A 21,982-nucleotide genomic window follows, 5' to 3' on the forward strand; every position below is an offset into this window, starting at 1 on the left:
GGATGAAAAACGCACTATTCGCTAGTAACTCGATACATCTCTTGGATACTGGTCGTGCCTTGTAGGACCTTTAAAATGCCAGAGCGCCTTAAATCCCTAAACCCTTGCTTTAAAGCAGCGTCTTTAATCTCAATAGCATTGCCGTCTTCCATAATAATTCGGGCAATCTCTGGTGTTACTTTCATGACTTCATAAATACCAACACGTCCTTTATAGCCATCGCGGCATTCAGAGCAGCCAACGGGCTCATAAATGACATTGCTGGGATCTGCCAAATCTTCTTCCGTAAAGCCCATTTCAAGCAAGCTATTTTTTGGTACATCTGTCGGTTTTTTGCAGGATTTACATAGGCGACGTGCTAAGCGCTGTGCGATTACCAAATTGACTGAGGTGGCAATGTTAAAAGATGCCACACCCATATTACGCAGACGCGTTAAGGTTTCTGGCGCTGAGTTGGTATGCAAGGTTGACAGCACCATATGCCCTGTTTGGGCAGCTTTGACAGCAATTTCAGCCGTTTCCAAGTCACGAATCTCACCGACCATCACAATATCAGGGTCTTGACGCAAGAATGATTTGAGCGCACTGGCAAAGGTCAAGCCAACTTTATTGTTCACATTGACCTGATTGATGCCTTCAAGGTTAATCTCAACGGGATCCTCTGCGGTGGAAATATTGGTCTCAACCGTGTTTAAGATATTAAGCCCCGTATACAAGGAGACGGTTTTACCCGAACCAGTAGGGCCGGTAATCAATAACATCCCTTGCGGTTTTGCCAGCGCATCCATAAATAGCTGCTTTTGGTCCGGCTCATAGCCGAGTGCATCAATGCCTAGCATCGCTGATGATGGGTCTAAAATACGCAGTACGATTTTTTCACCAAATAAGGTTGGCAATGAGTTGACACGAAAATCAATCGCCTTATCCTTGGAAATTTTTAACTTGATACGACCATCTTGTGGCACGCGGCGTTCAGAGATGTCCATTTGTGACATGACTTTCAGGCGGGCAGCGATTTTACCTGATAGCTGCGTTGGTGGATTTGCCATTTTTTGTAACACGCCATCAATACGAAAACGCACGCGATAAGATTTTTCATAGGGTTCAAAGTGTAAGTCTGAGGCGCCCATGGTAATGGCTTTGATAAGCATCCCATTAACGAACTTGACGACAGGCGCTTCATCATTGACATCTAAATGACTGGTGGCACTACTGTCGTCATCGGCACGGGTTTCATCAAACTCCACCGCTTCCATATCATCAAAATCAGCTAAATTGCTGGTAGTAAAGATTTTTTCGATGAGTGATTTGATTTTGTGGTGTTCGGCAACCACTGTTTCCACGTTAAACCTTGTACCAAATCGCAGCGCGTCTAAAGCATCTACCCGCGTCGGGTCACTCATGGCAACAAATAAGCGACTACCTCGTTGAAAAATCGGCAGAATATTAAATTCGCGAATAATTTTTTCATCAACCGCTTCTTTTGGAATATAGTTGACATTGATGGCATCCAAATCAATGAGTGGGTCGCCAAATTCTCGCGAAATTACCCACGCTACCGCGTCAGCTTGCGCAAGCTTATTATCAACCACATAGGCGATTAAATTTATTTTTTGCTGCTGCGATTCTGCCAATACTTTTTGCATTGCCGCTTCGCTAATTAGTCCTTCATGCACTAATCGCGAGGCAATGCCACCAAAACCAGGAAGGGATGCCGCCATCGTTTTTCTCGTTTACTCAATATTGATTCAAATGGGCTAATGTTTGTTAGTGTAAACTATTCATTTATATATTAACAAATCATTCTCGACAAATCCGTGAATTCAGCGATAAATAATTTGTTATCGCATTTTATCTCTATCCATCAACCTTCATAAAACTGTTGTTATACTTTATCCCTTCTTTAAACACCTCACTTGCGTAACCCAATAATTTATTCGGCAAATCGCGCCAATTGCTTATATAATACGTACCATTTTACGCCTGATATTTTAAATACTCCTATTTTCATATCTTGATATCTTTAAATGGTGATGTTTTACATCATGATATGTTAAATAGCGTTACTTATATTTTAATGTTATCTTGACATTTATACTTTGCAAATCCATAGATAACCACTTAACTCAATTGACAGGGACATTATGAAAGCATCTGATTATGTAGCAAATTGGCAGAATTCTTGGGTGATTGCTAATTGGAAAATGAATCCTAGCACACAGCTGACTGTCACAGCCCTTATGACCGATTTACAGCAGCAGCTACCTGCAGATGCACTGCAAAGCTGTAACGTGGTTATTGCGCCGAGTTTTATGCATTTATCGACCACGCAACAAGCCATTCAACATGGGTCATTGAACATCGGGCTAGCTGCGCAAAACTTATGTGCACAACACGCCGATAAAGGCGCGTTTACTGGGGAAGTTTCGGGTGCTCAGCTCAAGGACGCTCAAGTAAATTATGTCTTAGTCGGACATTCAGAACGCCGTCAATATTTTAATGAAGATGATGCTTGTTTAATCCGAAAAATTCGCAATGCCTTTGCACATGATTTAACCGTTGTTTTTTGTATCGGTGAAACACAAGCCCAGTATGAGCAAAATCAGACCCAAGATGTGCTAGCAGCACAATTAACGGTAGTTAAACAACTAGCCGCTGAATTTGCTAATACCCAATCTGAAAACGCCCAATTGAATAACTTAGCATCGCGATTGATTATTGCTTATGAACCCGTTTGGGCGATTGGTACAGGTAAAATCCCAACCATACAAGAAGTACAAAATATTCATGCTTTTATCAACACCACCTTGACAGACATCGATGCCTCTTTAACGACCACACCGATATTGTATGGCGGCAGCGTGAAAGCGGATAATGCCGCAGAAATCGCCCAATGCCCAAATGTAAATGGGGTGTTGGTAGGCGGGGCATCACTAGACGCGACGAGCTTTACACAAATTATTCAAGCGTTTGCCTAAATTTAAGGTAAAATATCACCTATTTAAAATTTCTTACTTTTGCCACTGACAGCGTTCTTGTTGGGCATCAGTGCTATCAAGTTTTGTAGAGATAAGTATGTATAATGCAATTTTAGTGGTTCATATCATTGTCGCGATTTCAATGATTGGTCTGATTTTGGTTCAACATGGTAAAGGTGCCGATGCGGGCGCTTCATTTGGTGCAGGTGGTTCGGCAACCGTATTTGGTGCGTCTGGCTCTGCCAACTTTTTGACGCGCTTGACGGCGGTTTTAACAGCAATCTTCTTTATCACCAGTATGACACTGGCAGTATTTGCTAAACAGCAATCGCTATCTAGTCGTACTCTTGATACTAGCCTAGCGACTAGTACTGCGCCTGCAAGCCCTACTCCAACGACGCCTACACCTGCCAAATAAGTTATTAAAAAAAATGTTGCGTTATTGGTAGTTTTGACCTAGAATACAGCGTCTATTTTAGAGTGTTGTTTTTTAAAAAACAGCTTGGTTAAAGTAGTTTGGTTTTTTGCGATTGTGGTGGAATTGGTAGACACGCTACCTTGAGGTGGTAGTGCCGCAAGGTGTGAGGGTTCGAGTCCCTCCATTCGCACCAACTAAAATTAATTTTAAATAACTATTGACAAGATTAATATCTCACTCTATAATACGCTCTCTAAATTGTTGCGGGGTGGAGCAGTCTGGTAGCTCGTCGGGCTCATAACCCGAAGGTCGTTGGTTCAAATCCAGCCCCCGCTACCACTTTTCTAGTAGCATTGCTTTGGTATCATTACTAGAAAAATCAATTTAGACACACTTTTATTGATTTAAAAGCCCACCAATTAGTTTGTGGGTTTTTTTGTATCTGTTGGTTTCGAAAAAACTTAAGTTTTGCTAAATTAGCGGTTGCGTTTTAGTAATTTGCCAATTTTTAAAATCAGCTTTTAAAATCAACAAAGATGTTAATAATCAACTCTAAAGGATATCATGAAACTATCAACGAAAGTTGCTGAACTGACCCAAATCATTGAGCCAGCAGTAACTGCCTGTGATGTGAGCTTGTGGGGTATTGAATTTGTACCACAAGGTCGACGCTCTCTTCTTCGTATTTATATTGAAGCACTACCTGAAGACCGTGCCGAAGGCAAACAAGTCACCATTGAAGACTGTGCTGCGGTCACCCACCAAGTCGGTGGTGTGTTAGACTTACACGACCCGATTGCAGGCGAGTATCTACTTGAGGTCTCTTCACCCGGTTTAGACCGCGCGTTTTTTTCTGCTGAGCAGCTGCATGACTATGTAGGGCAAACCCTCAGCTTACGATTGATTCATGCAATTGGACAAGGTAGTGATAAGCGCCGTAAAGTAACAGGCGAATTGGTCAATATTGACGAGCGCCAGTTGACGGTCAAAACCGAAAATGATCAAGTCAATGACCAACTTTTAACCATCGAGCTTGATAATATTGATAAAGCCAATTTGGTCTACCAATTTTAGCTTTTTAATTTGGGGTTAACGCCTTTTTTACGCTATGTCTTCTAGCTAACTTTCTTCTAGCTAAAAGCAAGATTTTAAAGAATAAAGTCTAGAATGACTTAAATTATAGGTGATTACATGAATCGAGAAATTTTAACGGTCGTTGAAACCGTCAGTAATGAAAAAGGCTTAAATCCTGAAGACATTTTTGAAGCGATTGAGCAAGCCTTGGTGGTATCGACCAAAAAGAAAGTTTATAGTGAGCAGCCTGAAGTTGCCGTGCGCGTGCATATTAATCGCAAAACGGGCGACTATGACACTTACCGTTATTGGACAGTAGTGGCAGATGAAGATCATGAAATGCCTGCCTGTCAGCTAGCGATTAGCGATTTGGATGAAAACGAGTGGAAAATCGGCGACGTCAAAGAAGAACAAATCGAATCCATTGAATTTGGTCGTATTGCTGCTACCCAAGCCAAACAAGTCATTATTCAAAAAATCCGTGAAGCTGAACGTTCACTGGTGGCAGATGCGTTTGAACATCGTATCGGCGAGATGATTACGGGTGAAGTCAAAAAACCGGCGCGCGATGGTTATATCATTGATTTGGGCGATAATGTCGAAGGCTATCTACCACGCGATAAAATGTTGCCCCGTGAGCAGCTACGTATCAAAGGTCGTATCAATGCGATTTTAGAGCAAGTCAATCGTGATAACCGTGGTGCTCAGCTCGTATTGTCTCGTACCTCACCACAAATGCTGACGGCACTGATGCAAAAAGAAGTACCAGAGATTGCTGAGCAAATCATTGAAATTCGTGATGTTGCGCGTCAGCCTGGCTTACGTGCTAAGATTTCAGTCAAAACCAATGACCATCGTATCGACCCTGTCGGTGCTTGTATTGGTATGCGCGGCACCCGTATTCAAGCCGTTCAACAAGAGCTTGAAGGCGAGCGTATCGACGTCGTGGTATGGTCGGATGATGCAGTGCAATACATTATCAGCGCATTGGAACCTGCGGATGTTGATCGTATTATTCTTGATGAAGATACCAAAACTGCAGATATCATCTTTGCCACTAACGATCAGCTGGCCCGTGCGATTGGCTCACAAGGTCAAAACGTGCGCCTTGCATCAGAATTAACAGGCTATCGTCTTAACATGATGCTCGAAGACGAGTACAATGCACAACAAGAATCAGAAACCAAAGTGTATCGCGACCTATTCTACACACGTCTTGAAGTCGATGAAGATTTGGCACAAGCCTTGGTGGATATTGGATTTACCTCACTTGAAGAAGTTGCGTATGTCCCTGCTGAGACTTTCTATGACATCGATGGGCTAGATGATGACGCCATCGACGCAATCCAAGAACGTGCCAAAGAAGCGGTAATCGCCGATGAATTGGTCAAACAACAAAATATTAAAGAGCCAAGCCAAGAGCTTCTAAACCTTGAAGGCATGACTCAAGCATGGGCCTACAAGCTTGCCGAACGTGACGTCATCACCGTCGACGACCTTGCCGAACAAGCCATCTTTGATATCCAAGATATCGAAGGTCTTGATGAAAAGACCGCAGGTGAGCTCATTATGAAAGCCCGTGAATCATGGTTTAATTAAAAAAGGTGTATGAATGGCAGATAAAACCGTAAAAGAACTTGCAGCAATGACCAACAAGACCGTTGAAGCAATTAATAATCAACTGGTCAAGGCAGGGCTGTCTGCGCGCGGTGACAATGACATCGTCACCGATAGCGAACAACAAAAACTGGTCAGCTTTTTACAACAAAGTCATGGTCAAAATGACAAACCTCGCATTAGCTTAAAAAGCAAAACCACTTCTACTGCGCGGGTGACAGGCACTTCTGGTAAAGCCAAAAGTGTCAATGTTGAAGTACGCAAAAAAATGGTATTTGATAAGCCAAATCCCAATAAAATTGCTGAAGAACTAGCGTTGCGTGAAGCAGCGGCCAAAGAAGCTGAAGAAAAAGCGCGTTTGGCAAAAGAAAAAGCCGCCCAAGAACAAGCTGAAAAAGACAAAGCCAAACAAGCCGCTGAAGCGCGTCAACAAGCCACTTTAGCTGCAATGCGTGCTAACTTAGGTGGTGGTAGTCAAGCTGCCAAAGAGCACACAACCACCAGTGTGGTAGTGAAAAAAGGCAACAAAACTGCTGCAATCGAAGTCAAAAAAGCTGACAAAAAACCTGCGCCGAAAAAAGAATCGGATAGTGAACGCAAAGCGCGTGAAGCAGAAGAAGAACGCTTACGTCAAATCGAATCAGAAAATCGCCGTAAAGCCGCTGAAGAAGCTCAGCAGCGTACCCTTGAGCAAATGCGCCAAATGGCGAGTAAATATAGCGAAACCGATACTGAAACTACGATGGTTGTCAAAAAAGATGAACCATTGGCAGAAGGTTTGGTGGGCGCAGCGCTTGAAGATTCATTTGAACAAGAACGCCGTGAAATTAAACGCGGCACCGCAAGCACTGCCAACAAAAACCGTCGTCGTCGCCGTGACGATGAAGGTGAGCAAGAGATTAAGAACCGTGGTCGCGGCCTAAAATCATCGCAAGCCAATAGACACAAATTTGAAAAACCGGTTGAGAAAATCGTGCATAACGTTGAAATCGGTGAGACCATCGTGGTGTCTGAACTTGCCCAAAAAATGGCAATCAAAGTACGCGAAGTCGTCAAAATGTTAATGAAAATGGGCGAGTTGGTCCGTGAAAACGAATCCATCGACCAAGAAACCGCTGCCCTACTTGTTGAAGAAATGGGTCATAACCCAGTGCTTGTGAGTTCAACGCAAGTTGAAGATTCACTACGTGAGGCGGTTGGCGAGAAAAGTAGCAACGTCCAAGCTCGTCCGCCTGTGGTTACCATCATGGGTCACGTTGACCACGGTAAAACGTCCCTGCTCGATAAGATCCGTTCAAGTAAAGTGGCATCGGGCGAGGCAGGTGGTATTACTCAGCATATCGGTGCTTATCATGTGCAGACTGACCAAGGCGTTATTACTTTCTTAGACACCCCAGGTCACGCCGCATTTACCGCGATGCGTTCTCGTGGTGCCAAAGCGACAGATATCGTGGTGTTAGTGGTTGCAGCCGATGACGGTATGATGCCGCAGACGGCTGAAGCGATTGACCATGCGCGTGCCGCAGGTACCCCGATTATCGTGGCTATCAACAAGATGGATAAAGACAGCGCCGATCCAGACCGCGTCCTCAACGAACTAACCACCAAAGAAGTCGTTCCTGAAGAATGGGGCGGTGACACACCGGTAGTCAAAGTCTCTGCGTTAACAGGTCAAGGCATCGATGAATTGCTCGAAGTGATTAACCTACAAGCAGAAGTGATGGAACTTGAAGTCGCTACTGACGGTGCAGCACAAGGTGTGGTAATTGAATCACGTCTTGAAAAAGGTCGCGGAGCAGTGGTCAGTTTGCTGGTTAAACAAGGTACTTTAAATCAAGGTGACTTGGTACTTGCTGGCGAATATTATGGACGCGTCCGTGCTATGACCGATGAAAACGGTCAAAAAATCACCTCAGCGGGTCCTTCGATTCCTGTTGAAATCTTAGGTCTGCCTGATACACCAGCGGCTGGTAGCGAGTTTATGGTGGTTTCAGATGAGAAACGTGCGCGCGAAGTTGCAGAATATCGCACGGTGCGTGAGCGTGAAAAAGTGCTTGAACGTCAAGCCAAATCACGCTTAGAAAACTTGTTTGACCAAATGAGCGATGCCAAACTACCTTCCGTTAATTTGATTCTTAAAACTGATGTTCGAGGTTCACTAGAAGCCTTGTTAACCGCGCTTGATGAGTTATCTACGGATGAAGTTAAAGTTAAAGTCATCTCATCGGGTGTCGGTCCAATCACCGAATCGGATGTGGTACTCGCCGAATCAAGTGAAGCGGTATTATTAGGCTTCAACGTTCGTGCTGATAGCGCCGCCAAGCGCAAAGCGGATGAAGCAGGCCTAGATATTCGCTACTATAGTGTTATCTATGGGTTGATTGATGATGTGAAAGCGGCGATGAGCGGTTTACTTGCGCCAGAACATCGTGAGCAAATCTTGGGTATCGCAGAAGTACGTGAAGTCTTCCATTCTAGTCGCTTTGGTTATGCAGCCGGTTGTATGGTGACAGAAGGTAATATTATCCGTAATAAGCCAATTCGGGTATTGCGTGATGACCAAGTTATTTTCACTGGTCAATTACAATCATTACGTCGCTTTAAAGAGGATGTTAATGAGGTGCGCGCTGGTATGGAGTGTGGTCTAGCGGTAAAAGGTTATGAAGTAAAAGAAGGCGATAAGATTGAAGTCTTCGAAATTCATGAAGTCAAACGTACCTTATAAGCTAAGCTGACAACCTAATACTGCCAGCTTGCTATTAGCAACCTTCCCAGGGGTCTAATTAATCTAGGTTAATTAGACCTTTTTTTACTATAAAAAGGATTACCAATGAATCAACGTTTACAACGTCTTGCCGATCAAATTCAGCGCGACCTAGCGGTTTTGATTCGTGACGAGATTAACGACCCACGCTTGACTGGGTTTGTGACCATTTCTAGTGTCAAAATCAGCCCAGATTTGGGTTATGCTGATATCTATGTCACCATCATGGAAAAGTCGATGGATGATGCCATGGCAAAAGATTATCATACCGAAAGCTTAGAAGTGCTGAACAAAGCATCAGGTTTTTTGCGTACTGAGCTCAGTCATTTGTTAAAAACCCGCACTACGCCACGTCTACGCTTTCACTATGATGAAGTGACAGCTAACGCTAACTATATGATGAATCTGATTTCTAAAGCGGTACAAAGTAGCGAAGGTCAGCCATCAGACGACTGATGCGTTGCAGGCTATAATAAGCTTATTTGTCACTTTGAGTCATTAACAGGGATGTTGAATGCAGTTACTTTGGGGTATCATTAAGTTTATCGTCATTATTCTCTCAAGCCTGTGGGTCGGGGTGTTTGTGTGGACGCATCAGCCCTTAGGCAGATATGTCAGTCTGGCACTGATTAGCGTATGGGTATTTTTTACCCTCGCTGTTTTGGTTAGTATCATCAAACCAACCCTATTTTCACCCCTACTTTCTCATCAGTCTTTATTATTGATTTTTTTTGCGGTGGTGGCGATTGCCATTGTCAGTTTTTTTTCGATGTCAGCTAGCAATGAGCGTGATTGGAACCCTGAAGTTGCCCAAATGTTAGACTATCGGCTTGACAGTGATGGCAATACACTCACCATTAGCAATGTTAGAAATTTTGATTGGCAAGATAAAACCCATTTTCAGCCGCGCTGGGAAACTAGGCAATACGACTTGGCAAAACTACAAACGGTTGATTTTATAGCCTCTTATTGGATGGGCGATGCCATTGCCCATACGCTAGTGAGTTTTGGGTTTAGTGATGGAAAGCAGCTTGCGTTATCTATCGAGATTCGCAAAGAAGTCAATGAACAATTTAGTACGCTAGGTGGATTTTTTCGCAAGTTTGAATTGGTGATTATCGCTGCGGATGAAAAAGATATTATTTATACCCGTAGTAATATCCGTCATGAAGATGTTTATATTTATCCCATCAATATGCCAAAAGACCATATTCAAGCGCTGCTGCTTGCGTACCTAGCGAAAGCTAAGTCCTTAAAAACGCAGCCGGCATGGTATAATTCATTGGTAAATAACTGTACCACGGCAATTTATGAGCTGATTGATGATATCCAACCTTTGCCATTTGATTATCGTATCTTGTTATCAGGCTATATTCCCAGTTATCTGTATGACCAGCAATTGATTGATAACCGCTATAGCTTGCAGCAGTGGCAACAACGGGCACATATTAACCCTAAGTCAAAGCCGTATTCTGTCAACCACCCTATTAGCGCAGCTGATTACTCGCAGCTGATTCGAACCGACTTTTAATGAATTGATAAATCCATAACATGATAACCCAACCAAAAACAAAATCCATCGTCTCTGGTGTTTTACTGATTGATAAACCGCAAGGGATGACCTCCCAGCAAGTGGTATCAAAAGTTAAATACTTGCTCAAATCTGATGTGCACGACAGTAAAAAAGCGGGTCATACCGGTACGCTTGACCCAATGGCAACAGGGTTGCTACCGATTTGTCTGGGAGAAGCGACCAAGTTTAGCCATTACCAACTCGATGCGGTCAAGTCTTACCAAGCCATTATTAAACTCGGCGAGCAAACCGATACCGGGGATGCTGAGGGTGAGATAATTGCCACTATTCCTGTGCCAAATGTGACACAAGCGATGCTACAAAGCGTCACTGAGCAATTTTTGGGTGAGATAATGCAGGTGCCGCCCATGTATTCCGCGCTCAAAAAAGACGGCAAAAAACTGTATGAACTAGCTCGTGAAGGTATTGAAGTGGAGCGAGCAGCACGTCCTCTCACTATTTATGAGCTGTCACTTACTCCCCTATCCGATCAACAATTGCAATTAACCGTCACTTGCTCCAAAGGCACTTATGTGCGCGTGCTCGCTGAAGATATTGCCAAAGCACTAGGTACGCTAGGACACCTGACAGCACTTAGACGGATACGCACGGGTGATTTTGAGATTGCTAATGCCATCACCTTAGCCGATTTTGCAGCGCTCGATATTGCAGCCCGGTTTGATAAGCTATTAGCAGTGGATGCGTGCGTTCACTCACTACCAAGCTTAGTATTAGACGCTAGCCAATCAAAGCGCATTCGACAGGGTCAACGGTTAAATGTCAAAACGACGATGTTAACTCAGCAGCTCATCTTAACCGCCAATCAAACGTTTCGCTTGTTTGACCCCCAGCAGCAATTTTTAGGCACGGGACTACTTGAACCCAATGGGCGTTTACAACCGATGAAGCTGGTTAATTTAAACCCGCCACAGTAAGTCAGTAAACCTACCATCTTGCTAATTTTTTGCTGTGTTCACATAATTTGCTCAATGAGCGCTGTGATGTCACAAAGCGAGTACGTTTTTTATGCATTGATACAAAACGTGACGCTTTGCTAGCAGTTTTTATCCGGCGATTTCTTTATTCTTAGTGGTATTGATTCACTTGTTTTTTTGCTTAGCAAGCTTTGCTAATAAAGAATCATACAGCGGTTTATTTAGAGAACTTTATATAATTAATAAATCAAAAATCAAATAGAAAAATCAAATAATAATCTCAAAATAAAGCGCCAACCTTACAGATGAATCGATAACAACAACAATTTTTTTCTTTAACTATCTTTAACTTAAATAATGAAATAATAGGATAATTACCATGGCTAAGATTGCTATTTTACTTGATACCGACTTTGAACAAGTTGAATATACCCAAACCAATGACCTCCTTAAAGCTAAAGGTCACCAAACCACTTTAATCACCACACAACCACAAAAACAAGTACGCGGGCTTAATCATACTGACCCTGCTGACACCTTTACCGCTGATTTATTAATTGGTGAAGCCAATGCAGCCGATTATGATGCCATTGTATTACCAGGTGGTGGTGCCAATGCCGATGTGTTGCGGGCGAATACCGATGCCCAAGCGATGGTAAAAGCATTCATGAATGCAGGTAAACCTGTCGCAGCGATTTGTCATGCCCCGTGGATTTTTGCGGATACCGAAATTGCGCGTGGTAAAAAATTAACTGCTTATAAAACCATTGCCACTGACCTAAAAAATGCGGGTGCACAGTTTGAAGATAAATCAGTGGTGATAGATGGTAATTTGATTACCAGTCGTCAACCTGAAGATATTCCAGATTTTGCTGAAGCCATTGACCAAGCACTGACTAAATAAGCGTGAATAACTATAAGAACCATAAGAAAAGGAGATTGCCATGCAACCAACTACCATGACAGATATTGATAAAATGGAAAAGAAAGCGCCTGAAGCAACGTTTGTTGCCGATACTACGCCTAATGATGCGGATGAAGTGACTTCTGATAAACTCACCACCGCGCCACAAGAGCAGCTTGACCGTCTGCATAGTGAAACACCCAAACAACCTACGGGCAACCAGTAAGTTGAAAGCTTGAATTTATTAAAAGCCTTAATAAATTCAACACCCTAATGCAAATTAGGGTTTTTTTATTGGTCAATATTTGGTAAAATAATGCTCCTTTTTGAAGGTTAACTACTGAGAAGCGTGGTTATCCTGATTTTTTTACACTAATCGACTCGACTGATAGCCGATTAGGCTTCTCATTTTATGCTAAAAAAGCTAGGAAAACATTATGTTGACTAACCAAGACCGCGCAGATGTAATCGCAAAATTCAAACGCTCTGAAAATGACACAGGTTCTCCAGAAGTTCAAGTGGCGTTATTAACCGCACGTATCAATGACTTACAAGCACACTTTAAAGCACACAAAGCTGACCATCACAGCCGTCGTGGTTTGATTCGTATGGTTAACTCACGCCGTACGTTACTTGATTACTTAAAACGTAAAGATGCAGACCGTTATACTGCATTGATCAATGAATTAGGCTTACGTCGCTAATTTATCAGCGCATTATGAGCTTTATTCAATCAGCGGCTGCTTTTGGGTAGCCGCTTTTTTATGGGTTCAATATTTTTAGCCAATTTTTTTCACTTTTACCCTACCTGTTAGCTTAGTCATTACCCATCGCTTGCTATTAGTGGTTAAAGCGCAGTTAAAAGGTGGTGATTCGCCACAAAACTAGGTAAAATAGACAACGCATTGTGCCTGCACAATTGCAGTTTACGCTTACTTTTTTTAAAGTATTTTTTAATTTAGGCTGATTTAAGGCTGCTATCAAGCGAATTGGTAGATTGCTTCTAACGTTTGTATTTTTTGAAAAGAACACAAACGTTAGGGGCTATTACTAAAACTTAAATCGCCCTATTTCATCACACAAAGGATAAAACCGCATTATGTTTAATATCATTACTAAAGAATTCCAATATGGTAATCAACAAGTTACGTTAGAAACAGGTCGCATTGCACGCCAAGCTAATTCAGTGGTCGTCCACATGGGCGGCGTCTCTGTGCTAGTGGCTGTTGTGGTAAAAGACGAGGCGCAAGCTGGTCAAAACTTTTTCCCATTGACCGTCAACTACCAAGAAAAAATGTACGCTGCTGGTAAAATCCCAGGTGGCTATGGCAAACGCGAAGGTCGCCCATCTGAGATGGAAACCTTGACTTCACGCCTCATTGATCGCCCGATTCGTCCATTGTTCCCAGAAGGCTACTTCAACGAAATCCAAGTGACCGCCACGGTGATTTCATCAGACAAAAAACAAGATGCTGATATCGCAGCGATGATTGGTACTTCAGCGGCATTGGCAATTTCATCAGCCCCATTTAATGGCCCTATTGGCGCGGCACGTGTCGGTTTTATCAACGATGAATATGTGCTAAACCCAAACCATGAAGCGCTAAAACAAAGCTCGCTTGATTTGGTAGTTGCGGGTACGTCATCTGCGGTATTGATGGTCGAATCTGAAGCCAAAGAATTGTCAGAAGACCAAATGCTTGGCGCGGTACTATACGGACACGCACAGCAGCAAGTCGTGATTGATGCCATCAATGAATTTGCCAAAGAAGTTGGCGTACAAAAAACCCAATTCGTTGCTCCTGCCGTCAATGAAGCCTTGCAAACTACCCTACAAAACCAATTTGCTGCAGCGATTTCAGAAGCGTATACCATCAGCGAAAAAGCCAGCCGTTATACTCGCCTTGATGAAATCAAAAACCAAGCAATTGAAGCCTTAGCCGGTGACGCAGAAGCCGAAGGCTACGCCGACAACGTGGCACAAATCAAAGAGCTATTTGAAACCCTAAAATACCGTACGGTACGTGACAATATTTTGTCTGGCAAACCCCGTATCGATGGTCGTGACTTGCAAACTGTCCGTGCCTTAGACATCCAAGTTGGCGTACTGCCTTACACGCATGGTTCAGCGCTATTTACCCGCGGTGAAACACAAGCGCTCGTTACCACCACGCTTGGCAACAGCCGTGATGTGAACATGATTGACACCCTTGCAGGCACCAAACAAGACCACTTCATGCTGCATTATAACTTCCCAAGTTACTCAGTGGGCGAAACGGGTCGTGACAGCGGTCCAAAACGCCGTGAAATCGGTCATGGTCGTCTAGCACGTCGCGGTGTACAAGCCATGCTGCCAGATAGTGACCGTTTCCCATACGTGATTCGTATCGTATCTGACATCACCGAATCCAATGGTTCATCATCAATGGCATCTGTCTGTGGCGCATCACTGGCGTTAATGGATGCCGGCGTACCACTAAAAGCGCCGGTTGCTGGTATCGCAATGGGTCTGGTTAAAGAAGGTGAGCGTTTTGCCGTGCTGTCTGACATCTTGGGTGATGAAGACCACCTAGGCGATATGGACTTTAAAGTCGCGGGTTCTGCCAATGGCGTGACTGCACTACAAATGGATATCAAAATCGAAGGTATCACCCCAGAGATTATGGAAAAAGCCCTGCATCAAGCGCATGCGGGTCGTATCCATATTTTAAATGCGATGAATGAAGTGATTTCAACCAGCCGTAAAGAAATCAACGCCCATGCACCAAACTTTGCGGTGATTGATATCGATCCTGAAAAAATCCGTGACGTGATTGGTAAAGGTGGTGCAACCATTCGCCAATTGACTGAAGAAACAGGCGCAGTGATTGATATTGATGACAACGGTACCATTCGTATCTTTGGTGAAAACAAAGCAGCGACCAAAGCCGCGATTGCTAAAATCGAGGCGATTACAGCAGAAGTAGAAGTTGGCAAGACTTATACAGGTAAAGTGGCTCGTATTGTTGAGTTTGGTGCGTTTGTCAATGTATTACCTAACACTGACGGTCTGGTGCATATCTCACAAATCTCTGATGCGCGTATCGAGAACGTGAATGATGTGCTAAAAGAAGGGCAAACGGTGAATGTACTGGTTCAAGACATAGACAACCGTGGACGTATTAAACTCACCATGAAAGGTGTGGATCAAACCATCGCACCGACAGAAGAAGCACCAGCGGCTGAATAATTTTATTAAAGTTTAGTTGCTAAAAATTAAAAACCGCTTTATTCTAAGGTAAAGCGGTTTTTTTTGGGATAAATTTTGGCAAACGCTATGAAAACACCATTACAGTAATTAGAAAAAATGCCCGATAATAAGAAATAAGAAGGTTTTGACCGCGTTGGCATTTTACTATTTGCAATACGCCGATAACGACAATGAATCACTGAGTAGCCCTCGATAAAATCTTAATCATTGAAAACTCTTTAAACTAATAGCGTTAGCGATAAACCACCAAATTCAAATTACTAACAGACTGAAGGTATTTTTCCATCAAAGGTAAAATATCTTCATCAAAAATTTTATCCTTTGGCAAAATGAGTTCATCACTTGCCAATATTGCCACACGGCGAATACCTTGATACCGTCCCCAATAAAACACAATTTTCTCTAACTTTTGTAACGCTGACGCGATATACTCAACATGCGGCGGATTTTCGGCAAATTCTGTGATTGCCATATCCACGATGAACTGTGGCTTTGACAACGCCCCACCGACTGCCATACCCGCCAAATCACGCTGCGGCGTAAACTGTAACACATCACCGAGTAACAGCTGCGAACGCTCACAGGCTTGCTTATAAACGGTGTAATGCTCAGGATACAGCGATTGGTACTTAAGTAAGGCGCGATGACGAAAAATACCTGACACCGGGACGGGCATGATGAGCGCTTGATAGCGGTCTTGAAACAAGGTTTTTTTATCGACTTGGGTCAGCACTACTTAACCTGCCAGTTATTGGTTGGTTGTTATTGGTTGGTTGTTATTGGTTGGTGGTTATTTGTTGGCGGCTTTTTGCTGTTCAAGCTGTGCAACTTGCTGTTCTAGCAGCTGGATACGCTCTTGTTTTTTACTACTCAGCTCATTCATCATACGCAGCTGGTCTTGCATCATGGTTTCTTGCTCTTTTAGCTGCGCGCTTTGCTCTGACAATCGACTCAGCTCTTCTTTGGCAAGCGCAGGATCTTCAGGCAGTGTCGGCGTAAGAATTTCTTCTGGCGTGATTGCCGGTAGCGCTGCGGTCGCATGGGCTGAGCTAGAGTTGGCATCCACTGCGACGGTTGACGCGGCAGGTAAGCTAGCGCTAGCTTGTGGTTTTACTATAGGCGCTGCAGTTTTGGGTATTGCGTGTGCTTGGGTCTGCGTCTGTGATTGCGCGGTAGAGTTGTTGGGCTCGCTTGACTGCCCCATAAAAAACCATGCCAAAGCAGCCAGTGCCAACCCTGCACCCACTAGCAACCCAAGTTGATTGCGTTTTTTTAACGTCAGTTTCGCTAGTGGTTGACTTGGGGGCCTTAAAAATGGGTTTGCTGTCTGGGCGATAACCGCTTTACTTTCGGGTTTTGTTTTGGTTAACACAACGGGTGGCGTCGTTTCGATAGCCTCGATAGTCTCGATAATTTTTTTATCACTACTTTGTGATGCGATGGGCTGTGCTTGCAGGCTATGCGTGTCTGGTTTTAGGCTTAGTTCTAGGTCTGGATTTGGGTCTGGCTTAGCTGCTAACGGTAGGTTATCAATATCAAATATCAGCGTGTTATCGGTTGTCTGTGACGGTACTGGCTGTGACACTGTCGCTGTATTAGCAGCGTCTTGGAGAGTCACAGTGGTGTTGGGTTCAACAACGCTGGGTAGCTCATCCAAATCAAAATCATCAAAACTCAGCTTTTTGGGCGCGACAGCATCATCCGCTTTTGTGTTATCTGCGGTATAGTCGGTTTTGCCATGAAGTAATTCGTCTTCCAACTGGTTTAAATCAATGGTATCTAGCGAAAACGCATCTTTGATTGCTGTCGTGTTTGGGGATGTGTCTGGGTAATTAGTCGCTTGCATCGGCGGCTGATTAGTTCTATCAAGCTGCAACGGATTATCTGACACGCCTATCATTGGATTTTCAGCCAGCTGTGATGATGGATTGGCATCTTTGCTAGTCGGGGCTGTAGAGTCATTGTCTTTTTTTAGGCTAAATAATTTCATGTTGGATCACTATCCCTATCCATGTCGGGCGGGTCAGATGTCTGTACGATTTCATGCTAGCGATGTATATGCCAAGCTGGCATGAAAATGATGGTGTACATTCGTTTGCTTGTTACTATAACAAACCGCAATCAAAAATAACAACTTTTGAGACAAAAACCTACTTTGAACGCCATACGTTGACCACCCTAATTGTATGACGGGCACTTAAATAGTTAACCTTGTCAAAATTTACCCAAACCGCTTAAACTTGGCTTATTTAAACCTGACAATACCCGCGCCATCGTCGCCATAATGAGCAGTTTCCTGATGATTGGATTGCTGAATGTCAACAATCTCATCGGGTGTTGGGCGACGCTCGGTATAGCCACATGCCGTACACTCGATATACTCATCATACTCGGGCTGATATAGCTGAATTTGAACAACTTTATCCAGTGCTTTACAGCTTGGACAAGCCACCCCCGCCAAAAATTGACGTTTGGGGCGATTGGATTGATATCTCATAGTTTCTTCTTTTTACTAGCCTGTATTTTGACAACCGTGTTACCAAGCTTGGGTATTGGCGTTATCAGTGTCATCGCTCAGCAGTTCATCATAGCTGCTGGTTAAAAATCCCGAGTGACGTAACAGCGCATCAATACGGGCTTCACGACCGCGAAATGCCTCAAAGTTGGCTTTTGCAGATTGGCTACCGCCTTTGGCTAAAATGTTATCACGGAAAGATTTGCCAGCGTTTTTATCAAAAATACTGGTTTCTTCAAACTTGCTAAAAGCATCGGCTGACAACAGTTCTGCCCATTTGTAAGAATAGTACCCTGCCGCATAGCCCCCTGCGAAAATATGGCTAAAACCATTGGCAAAACGGTTATAACTGGCGGTCGGCATAATCGACACATCGGCACGCACGCTGTCGAGTAACGCCAATAACTGTGGATAGTCGGGTGCTGGGGTTTTGGCATGCAATAACAAATCAAATAGCGCAAACTCTAGCTGGCGCAGTGTTTGCATGCCGCTTTGGAAATTTTTGGCAGCGAGCATACTTTGTAGCATGCTCTCTGGCAACGTTTCACCCGTATCGACATGACGGCTGATTAATGCAATCCCTTCAGGGTGCCATGCCCAGTTTTCCATAAACTGACTGGGTAGCTCAACTGCATCCCACTCGACGCCATTCACGCCTGCCACATCGCCCACATTCACTTCAGTAAGCAGATGATGCAGCCCATGTCCAAACTCATGAAAGAGCGTTAATACTTCATCATGGGTTAATAAGCTAGGTTTGCCGCGCTGTGCACCCGTTGGCGCAGGGCTAAAGTTTGCCACCATAAAACAAACGGGTAACTGCTGATAACCGCTATCATCGTGTTGATAACGCGCTTGAAAGCCACTCATCCATGCGCCACCGCGTTTGCCAGGACGGGCATATAAATCAAAATAAAAACCACCGATAAGCTGCTGATGTTCATCAAAAACTTGATAAAAACGCACGTCATCATGCCAGCGCTGCGTGCTTGCAGTTTTATCTTCAATCTGAATGCCATACAGTTTTTGCACAATCTCAAATAAGCCTGCGATGACTGTCGGCACTGGGAAGTACGGACGAACTTGTTCTTGCGATAGATTAAATTGACGTTGTTTGACTTTTTCTGCCAGATATGCGGTGTCCCAAGGTCGCACCTCATCGCCCTCATCACCGATGCCAAACGCCAAACCTTCAACCTGCAGTTGTTTTAAATCCTGCATGGCAAAGGGTCGTGCTTTGTCTGCCAAATCCCGTAAAAACTGCTCTACAGTGTCGACATTGTCCGCCATTTTGGTGGCAAGCGATAACTCAGCAAAATTGTCATAGCCCAATAACTGGGCTTTTTGTGCGCGTTTTGCCAAGATATCCGCCATAATATCGGCATTGTTAAATTCTGGCTGCGCTGACAATTCAGAGGCACGGGTGACATACGCACGATACAAGGTTTCGCGTAACTCGCGGTCATCGGCATAGGTCATCACCGCAAGATAGACTGGAATATCAAGAGTCGCGACATAAGGCGTTGCCAATACTTGCTCAGGGAATTTTTCTGTGTATCGCCTGCCCGCATCTGCCAGCATGGCAAGCGCAGATTCAGGCAGTCCTGCCAGTTGCGATTCGCTTAACGGTAAAAAGTAGCTTTGGGTGGCATCGAGCACATTATCGGAGAATTTGGCTGATAGCGTAGATAACTCGCTGGCAAGTGTGGCAAATTGCTGTTTTTGCGCCTGAGCCAAACCCACACCGGATAACTCAAAACTTTGTAGAGCCAAGGTCAACGAGCGTTGTCTCGCTGGCTCTAAACGCTCAAAAAATGACTGATCGCTCACCACACGCTGATAGCGTTGATACAGCGGGAGATGTTGACCAACCGCCGTGCCGTAGGCAGAAAGCGCGGGTAATAATGCATGATGCAGCGCACGGATTGGCTCATCGCTGACCACGCTATTTAAGTGCGATAGCAAGCCCCAACTGCGGTCTAATGCCAAATTCACATGGTCAAAGGCGATGATATCATTGAGCGCTTGTTGGCTGCTGAGTTGTGCATCGTTAACTTGGCTATTAGCTTGCCCAGCTTTGTTATCGAGGTCGGCTTCATCATCGAGCATAGTCAAAAACGCATGTCCATTCGCCAACGCCTCATCGATTGCCGTCTTGAGTCGCTCAAGCGCTAATTGATTAAATTCAACAAGGTGCAAATTTTTTGTCGGATTTTCTACATCGTTGATCATACTGTTTTCCAATTTTTTATCGCTCGTTGATGATTGAGAGTAAAAGTCGTCATTGCCCAAAATTTTAGCATAAAAACCGCAATGCTTGGCAAAGCTACCCCATTTTGCTACATAGGTTTGCTACATAAATGTCGACAACCATTATATTGTGACAATTTTTTGTCAAAACAAGCCAGCGGTACAATTTCACGTTAAAATAATGCCATGTTTATCACTGTGATTTTATTATGCGCTCACTAACACCTAAAAAAATAACATCTAAGCCAGTAGCATCTAACGAAATATTATCTAACGAAGTATCAGGCACCCAAACACCAAAAAACAGCCTAATCATCACCAGTTATAACATCCATAAAGGCATGTCACCCCTCAATCGTTTTGTCAAAATGGAAGGCATCGCCGCTGCCCTTAACCAAGTGCAATCGGATATTATCTGTTTACAGGAAGTGCAAGGTCAAAATCTCAAACGCGTGGTGAAATACAATGAATTTCCCGACCAATCCCAGCATGAATGGTTTGGCGAGTATTTACAGCTTGAAAACAGCTATGGCAAAAACGTCGAATATAACCACGGTCATCATGGCAATGCGGTGCTAAGTCGCCATCCGCTCGACCCCAAACACAATGTCAATATCACAGTGAGCCGCCTTGAGCAGCGTGGTGTGTTGCACTGCGAAATCCAGCCCAAAGGCTGGCACACGCCCATCATCGTGCTTTGCGCGCATCTAAACTTAAGGGAAAATGACCGTGAAAAACAATATGAGGTGATAAGCCAGTATATCAATAACGAAATCGACCAATCCACGCCGCTGATATTGGCAGGCGACTTCAATGACTGGAAAAAATTATCCTGTCAAAAGCTTGGCTGTGACCTTAATTTACAAGAAGCCGTGCTGACCCATCATGGCAAATTACTGCCCACCTTCCCTGCCAAGCTTCCGGTATTAAGCCTTGACCGTATCTATGTGCGCAATCTACAAGTACACCGTGCTTGGGTGCATAAGGGACAACCTTGGTCAAATCTCTCTGACCATTTGCCAATTAGTGCCGAAGTCAGTCTGCTGGCAAATTAAAAGATTAAAAGATTAAAAGATTAACAGATTAAACTTGCATGATTTTTGCAGAAGGTAGCCTAGCAATTTTTATAGACATGACTGTCAATTTTTGTCCTAGCGAAACCCGATTGGACGTTTTAAGCCACAGACTTTAGACGTCAGGCTTTAGACGTCAGGCTTTAGACGTCAGGCTTTACACGTCGGTTAGCCAAATTGACGCTACACTGGAAATCCTCATGCAATCAAAATTACTCATTATTTTTGCGATATTAGGCATCACCGCACTCGCTATTTTTAACCTAATATCATCACATCGTACCCAGCAAGTCATTGCATCCAATCAAGCCAATAGTAGTGCCGCCTCTGCGCCCTTAGCCATAGCATCAAACGATACGTCATCGATTGGCGAGCAGCCCAAACAAGTGCTTGATAAGGCAACAACAGATTTGAATCAAACCGCTCAGACCTCATCCAACAATTTGGCGAGCGCAGAGAAAACCACGCAATAATAACTTGGCGTATTAGCTGCTAGTACCGCCAAGCAAGACTGGTTAAAGCGCATCAAGCGGCTAAGATTAAGTCGCTAATATTAAATAGCTAAGATTAAGTAGTCAAAGACGTTTTTTGTTTTAGCAGGTATTTGTCTCAACGATAAAAAAAGGGCAAA

At 43.9% G+C, this 21,982-nt stretch carries 19 protein-coding genes and 2 tRNA genes; 16 read left to right on the plus strand and 5 right to left on the minus strand.

The window, feature by feature from the left end:
• Nucleotides 1-14: 14 nt before the first annotated feature.
• On the minus strand, nt 15-1,721 hold the full coding sequence (pilB, locus tag H9W84_RS10080) for a type IV-A pilus assembly ATPase PilB (RefSeq protein WP_239743406.1): 1,707 nt from the start codon (nt 1,719-1,721) through the stop codon (nt 15-17).
• A gap of 423 nt (nt 1,722-2,144) precedes the next feature.
• Between pilB and tpiA the strand changes: the two genes are divergently transcribed.
• The 14 genes from tpiA (at nt 2,145) to pnp (ending at nt 15,492) form a co-directional block, all read left to right on the plus strand.
• Entirely contained in the window at nt 2,145-2,978 is an 834-nt protein-coding gene (gene tpiA, locus H9W84_RS10085; RefSeq protein WP_239743408.1) for a triose-phosphate isomerase, read from the plus strand.
• A 97-nt stretch (nt 2,979-3,075) separates the two neighbouring features.
• On the plus strand, nt 3,076-3,396 hold the full coding sequence (gene secG, locus H9W84_RS10090; RefSeq protein WP_065253803.1) for a preprotein translocase subunit SecG: 321 nt from the start codon (nt 3,076-3,078) through the stop codon (nt 3,394-3,396).
• Between the two features lie 108 nt (nt 3,397-3,504).
• A tRNA-Leu gene (locus H9W84_RS10095) sits at nt 3,505-3,589 on the plus strand.
• A 69-nt stretch (nt 3,590-3,658) separates the two neighbouring features.
• Nucleotides 3,659-3,735: transfer RNA gene (locus H9W84_RS10100), tRNA-Met, on the plus strand.
• Nucleotides 3,736-3,960: 225 nt separating this feature from the next.
• Entirely contained in the window at nt 3,961-4,470 is a 510-nt protein-coding gene (gene rimP / locus H9W84_RS10105) for a ribosome maturation factor RimP (RefSeq protein ID WP_050324873.1), read from the plus strand.
• Between the two features lie 117 nt (nt 4,471-4,587).
• On the plus strand, nt 4,588-6,069 hold the full coding sequence (nusA, locus tag H9W84_RS10110; protein WP_007115082.1) for a transcription termination factor NusA: 1,482 nt from the start codon (nt 4,588-4,590) through the stop codon (nt 6,067-6,069).
• A gap of 13 nt (nt 6,070-6,082) precedes the next feature.
• Complete coding sequence (infB, locus tag H9W84_RS10115) at nt 6,083-8,812, plus strand: translation initiation factor IF-2 (RefSeq protein ID WP_239743410.1); 2,730 nt, start codon at nt 6,083-6,085, stop codon at nt 8,810-8,812.
• 105 nt (nt 8,813-8,917) lie between these two features.
• The gene (locus tag H9W84_RS10120; protein ID WP_007115084.1) at nt 8,918-9,307 is read left to right on the plus strand and encodes a ribosome-binding factor A; all 390 of its coding nucleotides are present in this window, start codon (nt 8,918-8,920) and stop codon (nt 9,305-9,307) included.
• Nucleotides 9,308-9,365: 58 nt separating this feature from the next.
• Nucleotides 9,366-10,382: an Lnb N-terminal periplasmic domain-containing protein gene (locus H9W84_RS10125; RefSeq protein WP_239743411.1), complete on the plus strand. Its 1,017-nt coding sequence runs from the start codon at nt 9,366-9,368 to the stop codon at nt 10,380-10,382.
• 20 nt (nt 10,383-10,402) lie between these two features.
• The gene (truB, locus tag H9W84_RS10130; RefSeq protein ID WP_239743413.1) at nt 10,403-11,359 is read left to right on the plus strand and encodes a tRNA pseudouridine(55) synthase TruB; all 957 of its coding nucleotides are present in this window, start codon (nt 10,403-10,405) and stop codon (nt 11,357-11,359) included.
• A 379-nt stretch (nt 11,360-11,738) separates the two neighbouring features.
• Nucleotides 11,739-12,263 carry a type 1 glutamine amidotransferase domain-containing protein gene (locus H9W84_RS10135; RefSeq protein ID WP_188875391.1) on the plus strand — a complete coding sequence of 175 codons (525 nt, stop codon included), beginning with the start codon at nt 11,739-11,741 and terminating at the stop codon, nt 12,261-12,263.
• Nucleotides 12,264-12,303: 40 nt separating this feature from the next.
• On the plus strand, nt 12,304-12,489 hold the full coding sequence (locus tag H9W84_RS10140; RefSeq protein WP_239743415.1) for a hypothetical protein: 186 nt from the start codon (nt 12,304-12,306) through the stop codon (nt 12,487-12,489).
• Between the two features lie 208 nt (nt 12,490-12,697).
• Nucleotides 12,698-12,967, plus strand: coding sequence for a 30S ribosomal protein S15 (gene rpsO / locus H9W84_RS10145; protein WP_095356547.1), 270 nt, complete (start codon nt 12,698-12,700; stop codon nt 12,965-12,967).
• A gap of 395 nt (nt 12,968-13,362) precedes the next feature.
• On the plus strand, nt 13,363-15,492 hold the full coding sequence (gene pnp / locus H9W84_RS10150) for a polyribonucleotide nucleotidyltransferase (RefSeq protein ID WP_239743417.1): 2,130 nt from the start codon (nt 13,363-13,365) through the stop codon (nt 15,490-15,492).
• Nucleotides 15,493-15,745: 253 nt separating this feature from the next.
• Here pnp and H9W84_RS10155 read toward each other — a convergent pair whose 3' ends face one another.
• The 4 genes from H9W84_RS10155 to H9W84_RS10170 all read right to left on the minus strand — a co-directional run bounded on the left by H9W84_RS10155 (nt 15,746) and on the right by H9W84_RS10170 (nt 20,260).
• Nucleotides 15,746-16,246 (minus strand): hypothetical protein, encoded by a 501-nt coding sequence (locus H9W84_RS10155; protein ID WP_239743419.1) that lies wholly within the window; start codon nt 16,244-16,246, stop codon nt 15,746-15,748.
• Between the two features lie 57 nt (nt 16,247-16,303).
• Nucleotides 16,304-17,503 carry a hypothetical protein gene (locus H9W84_RS10160; RefSeq protein WP_239743421.1) on the minus strand — a complete coding sequence of 400 codons (1,200 nt, stop codon included), beginning with the start codon at nt 17,501-17,503 and terminating at the stop codon, nt 16,304-16,306.
• A 255-nt stretch (nt 17,504-17,758) separates the two neighbouring features.
• Nucleotides 17,759-18,010, minus strand: a complete 252-nt coding sequence (locus H9W84_RS10165) for a YheV family putative metal-binding protein (RefSeq protein WP_065253813.1) — start codon at nt 18,008-18,010, stop codon at nt 17,759-17,761.
• Nucleotides 18,011-18,049: 39 nt separating this feature from the next.
• The gene (locus H9W84_RS10170) at nt 18,050-20,260 is read right to left on the minus strand and encodes a M3 family metallopeptidase (protein WP_239743422.1); all 2,211 of its coding nucleotides are present in this window, start codon (nt 20,258-20,260) and stop codon (nt 18,050-18,052) included.
• A 227-nt stretch (nt 20,261-20,487) separates the two neighbouring features.
• Between H9W84_RS10170 and H9W84_RS10175 the strand changes: the two genes are divergently transcribed.
• Nucleotides 20,488-21,333, plus strand: coding sequence for an endonuclease/exonuclease/phosphatase family protein (locus H9W84_RS10175; RefSeq protein ID WP_083106406.1), 846 nt, complete (start codon nt 20,488-20,490; stop codon nt 21,331-21,333).
• Between the two features lie 218 nt (nt 21,334-21,551).
• A complete protein-coding gene (locus H9W84_RS10180) occupies nt 21,552-21,824 on the plus strand; it encodes a hypothetical protein (protein WP_239743424.1) in 273 nt (90 codons plus the stop codon).
• Nucleotides 21,825-21,982 lie beyond the last annotated feature (158 nt).

Source organism: Moraxella tetraodonis, assembly GCF_022359095.1.
In the GTDB taxonomy this organism is placed as follows: domain Bacteria; phylum Pseudomonadota; class Gammaproteobacteria; order Pseudomonadales; family Moraxellaceae; genus Faucicola; species Faucicola tetraodonis.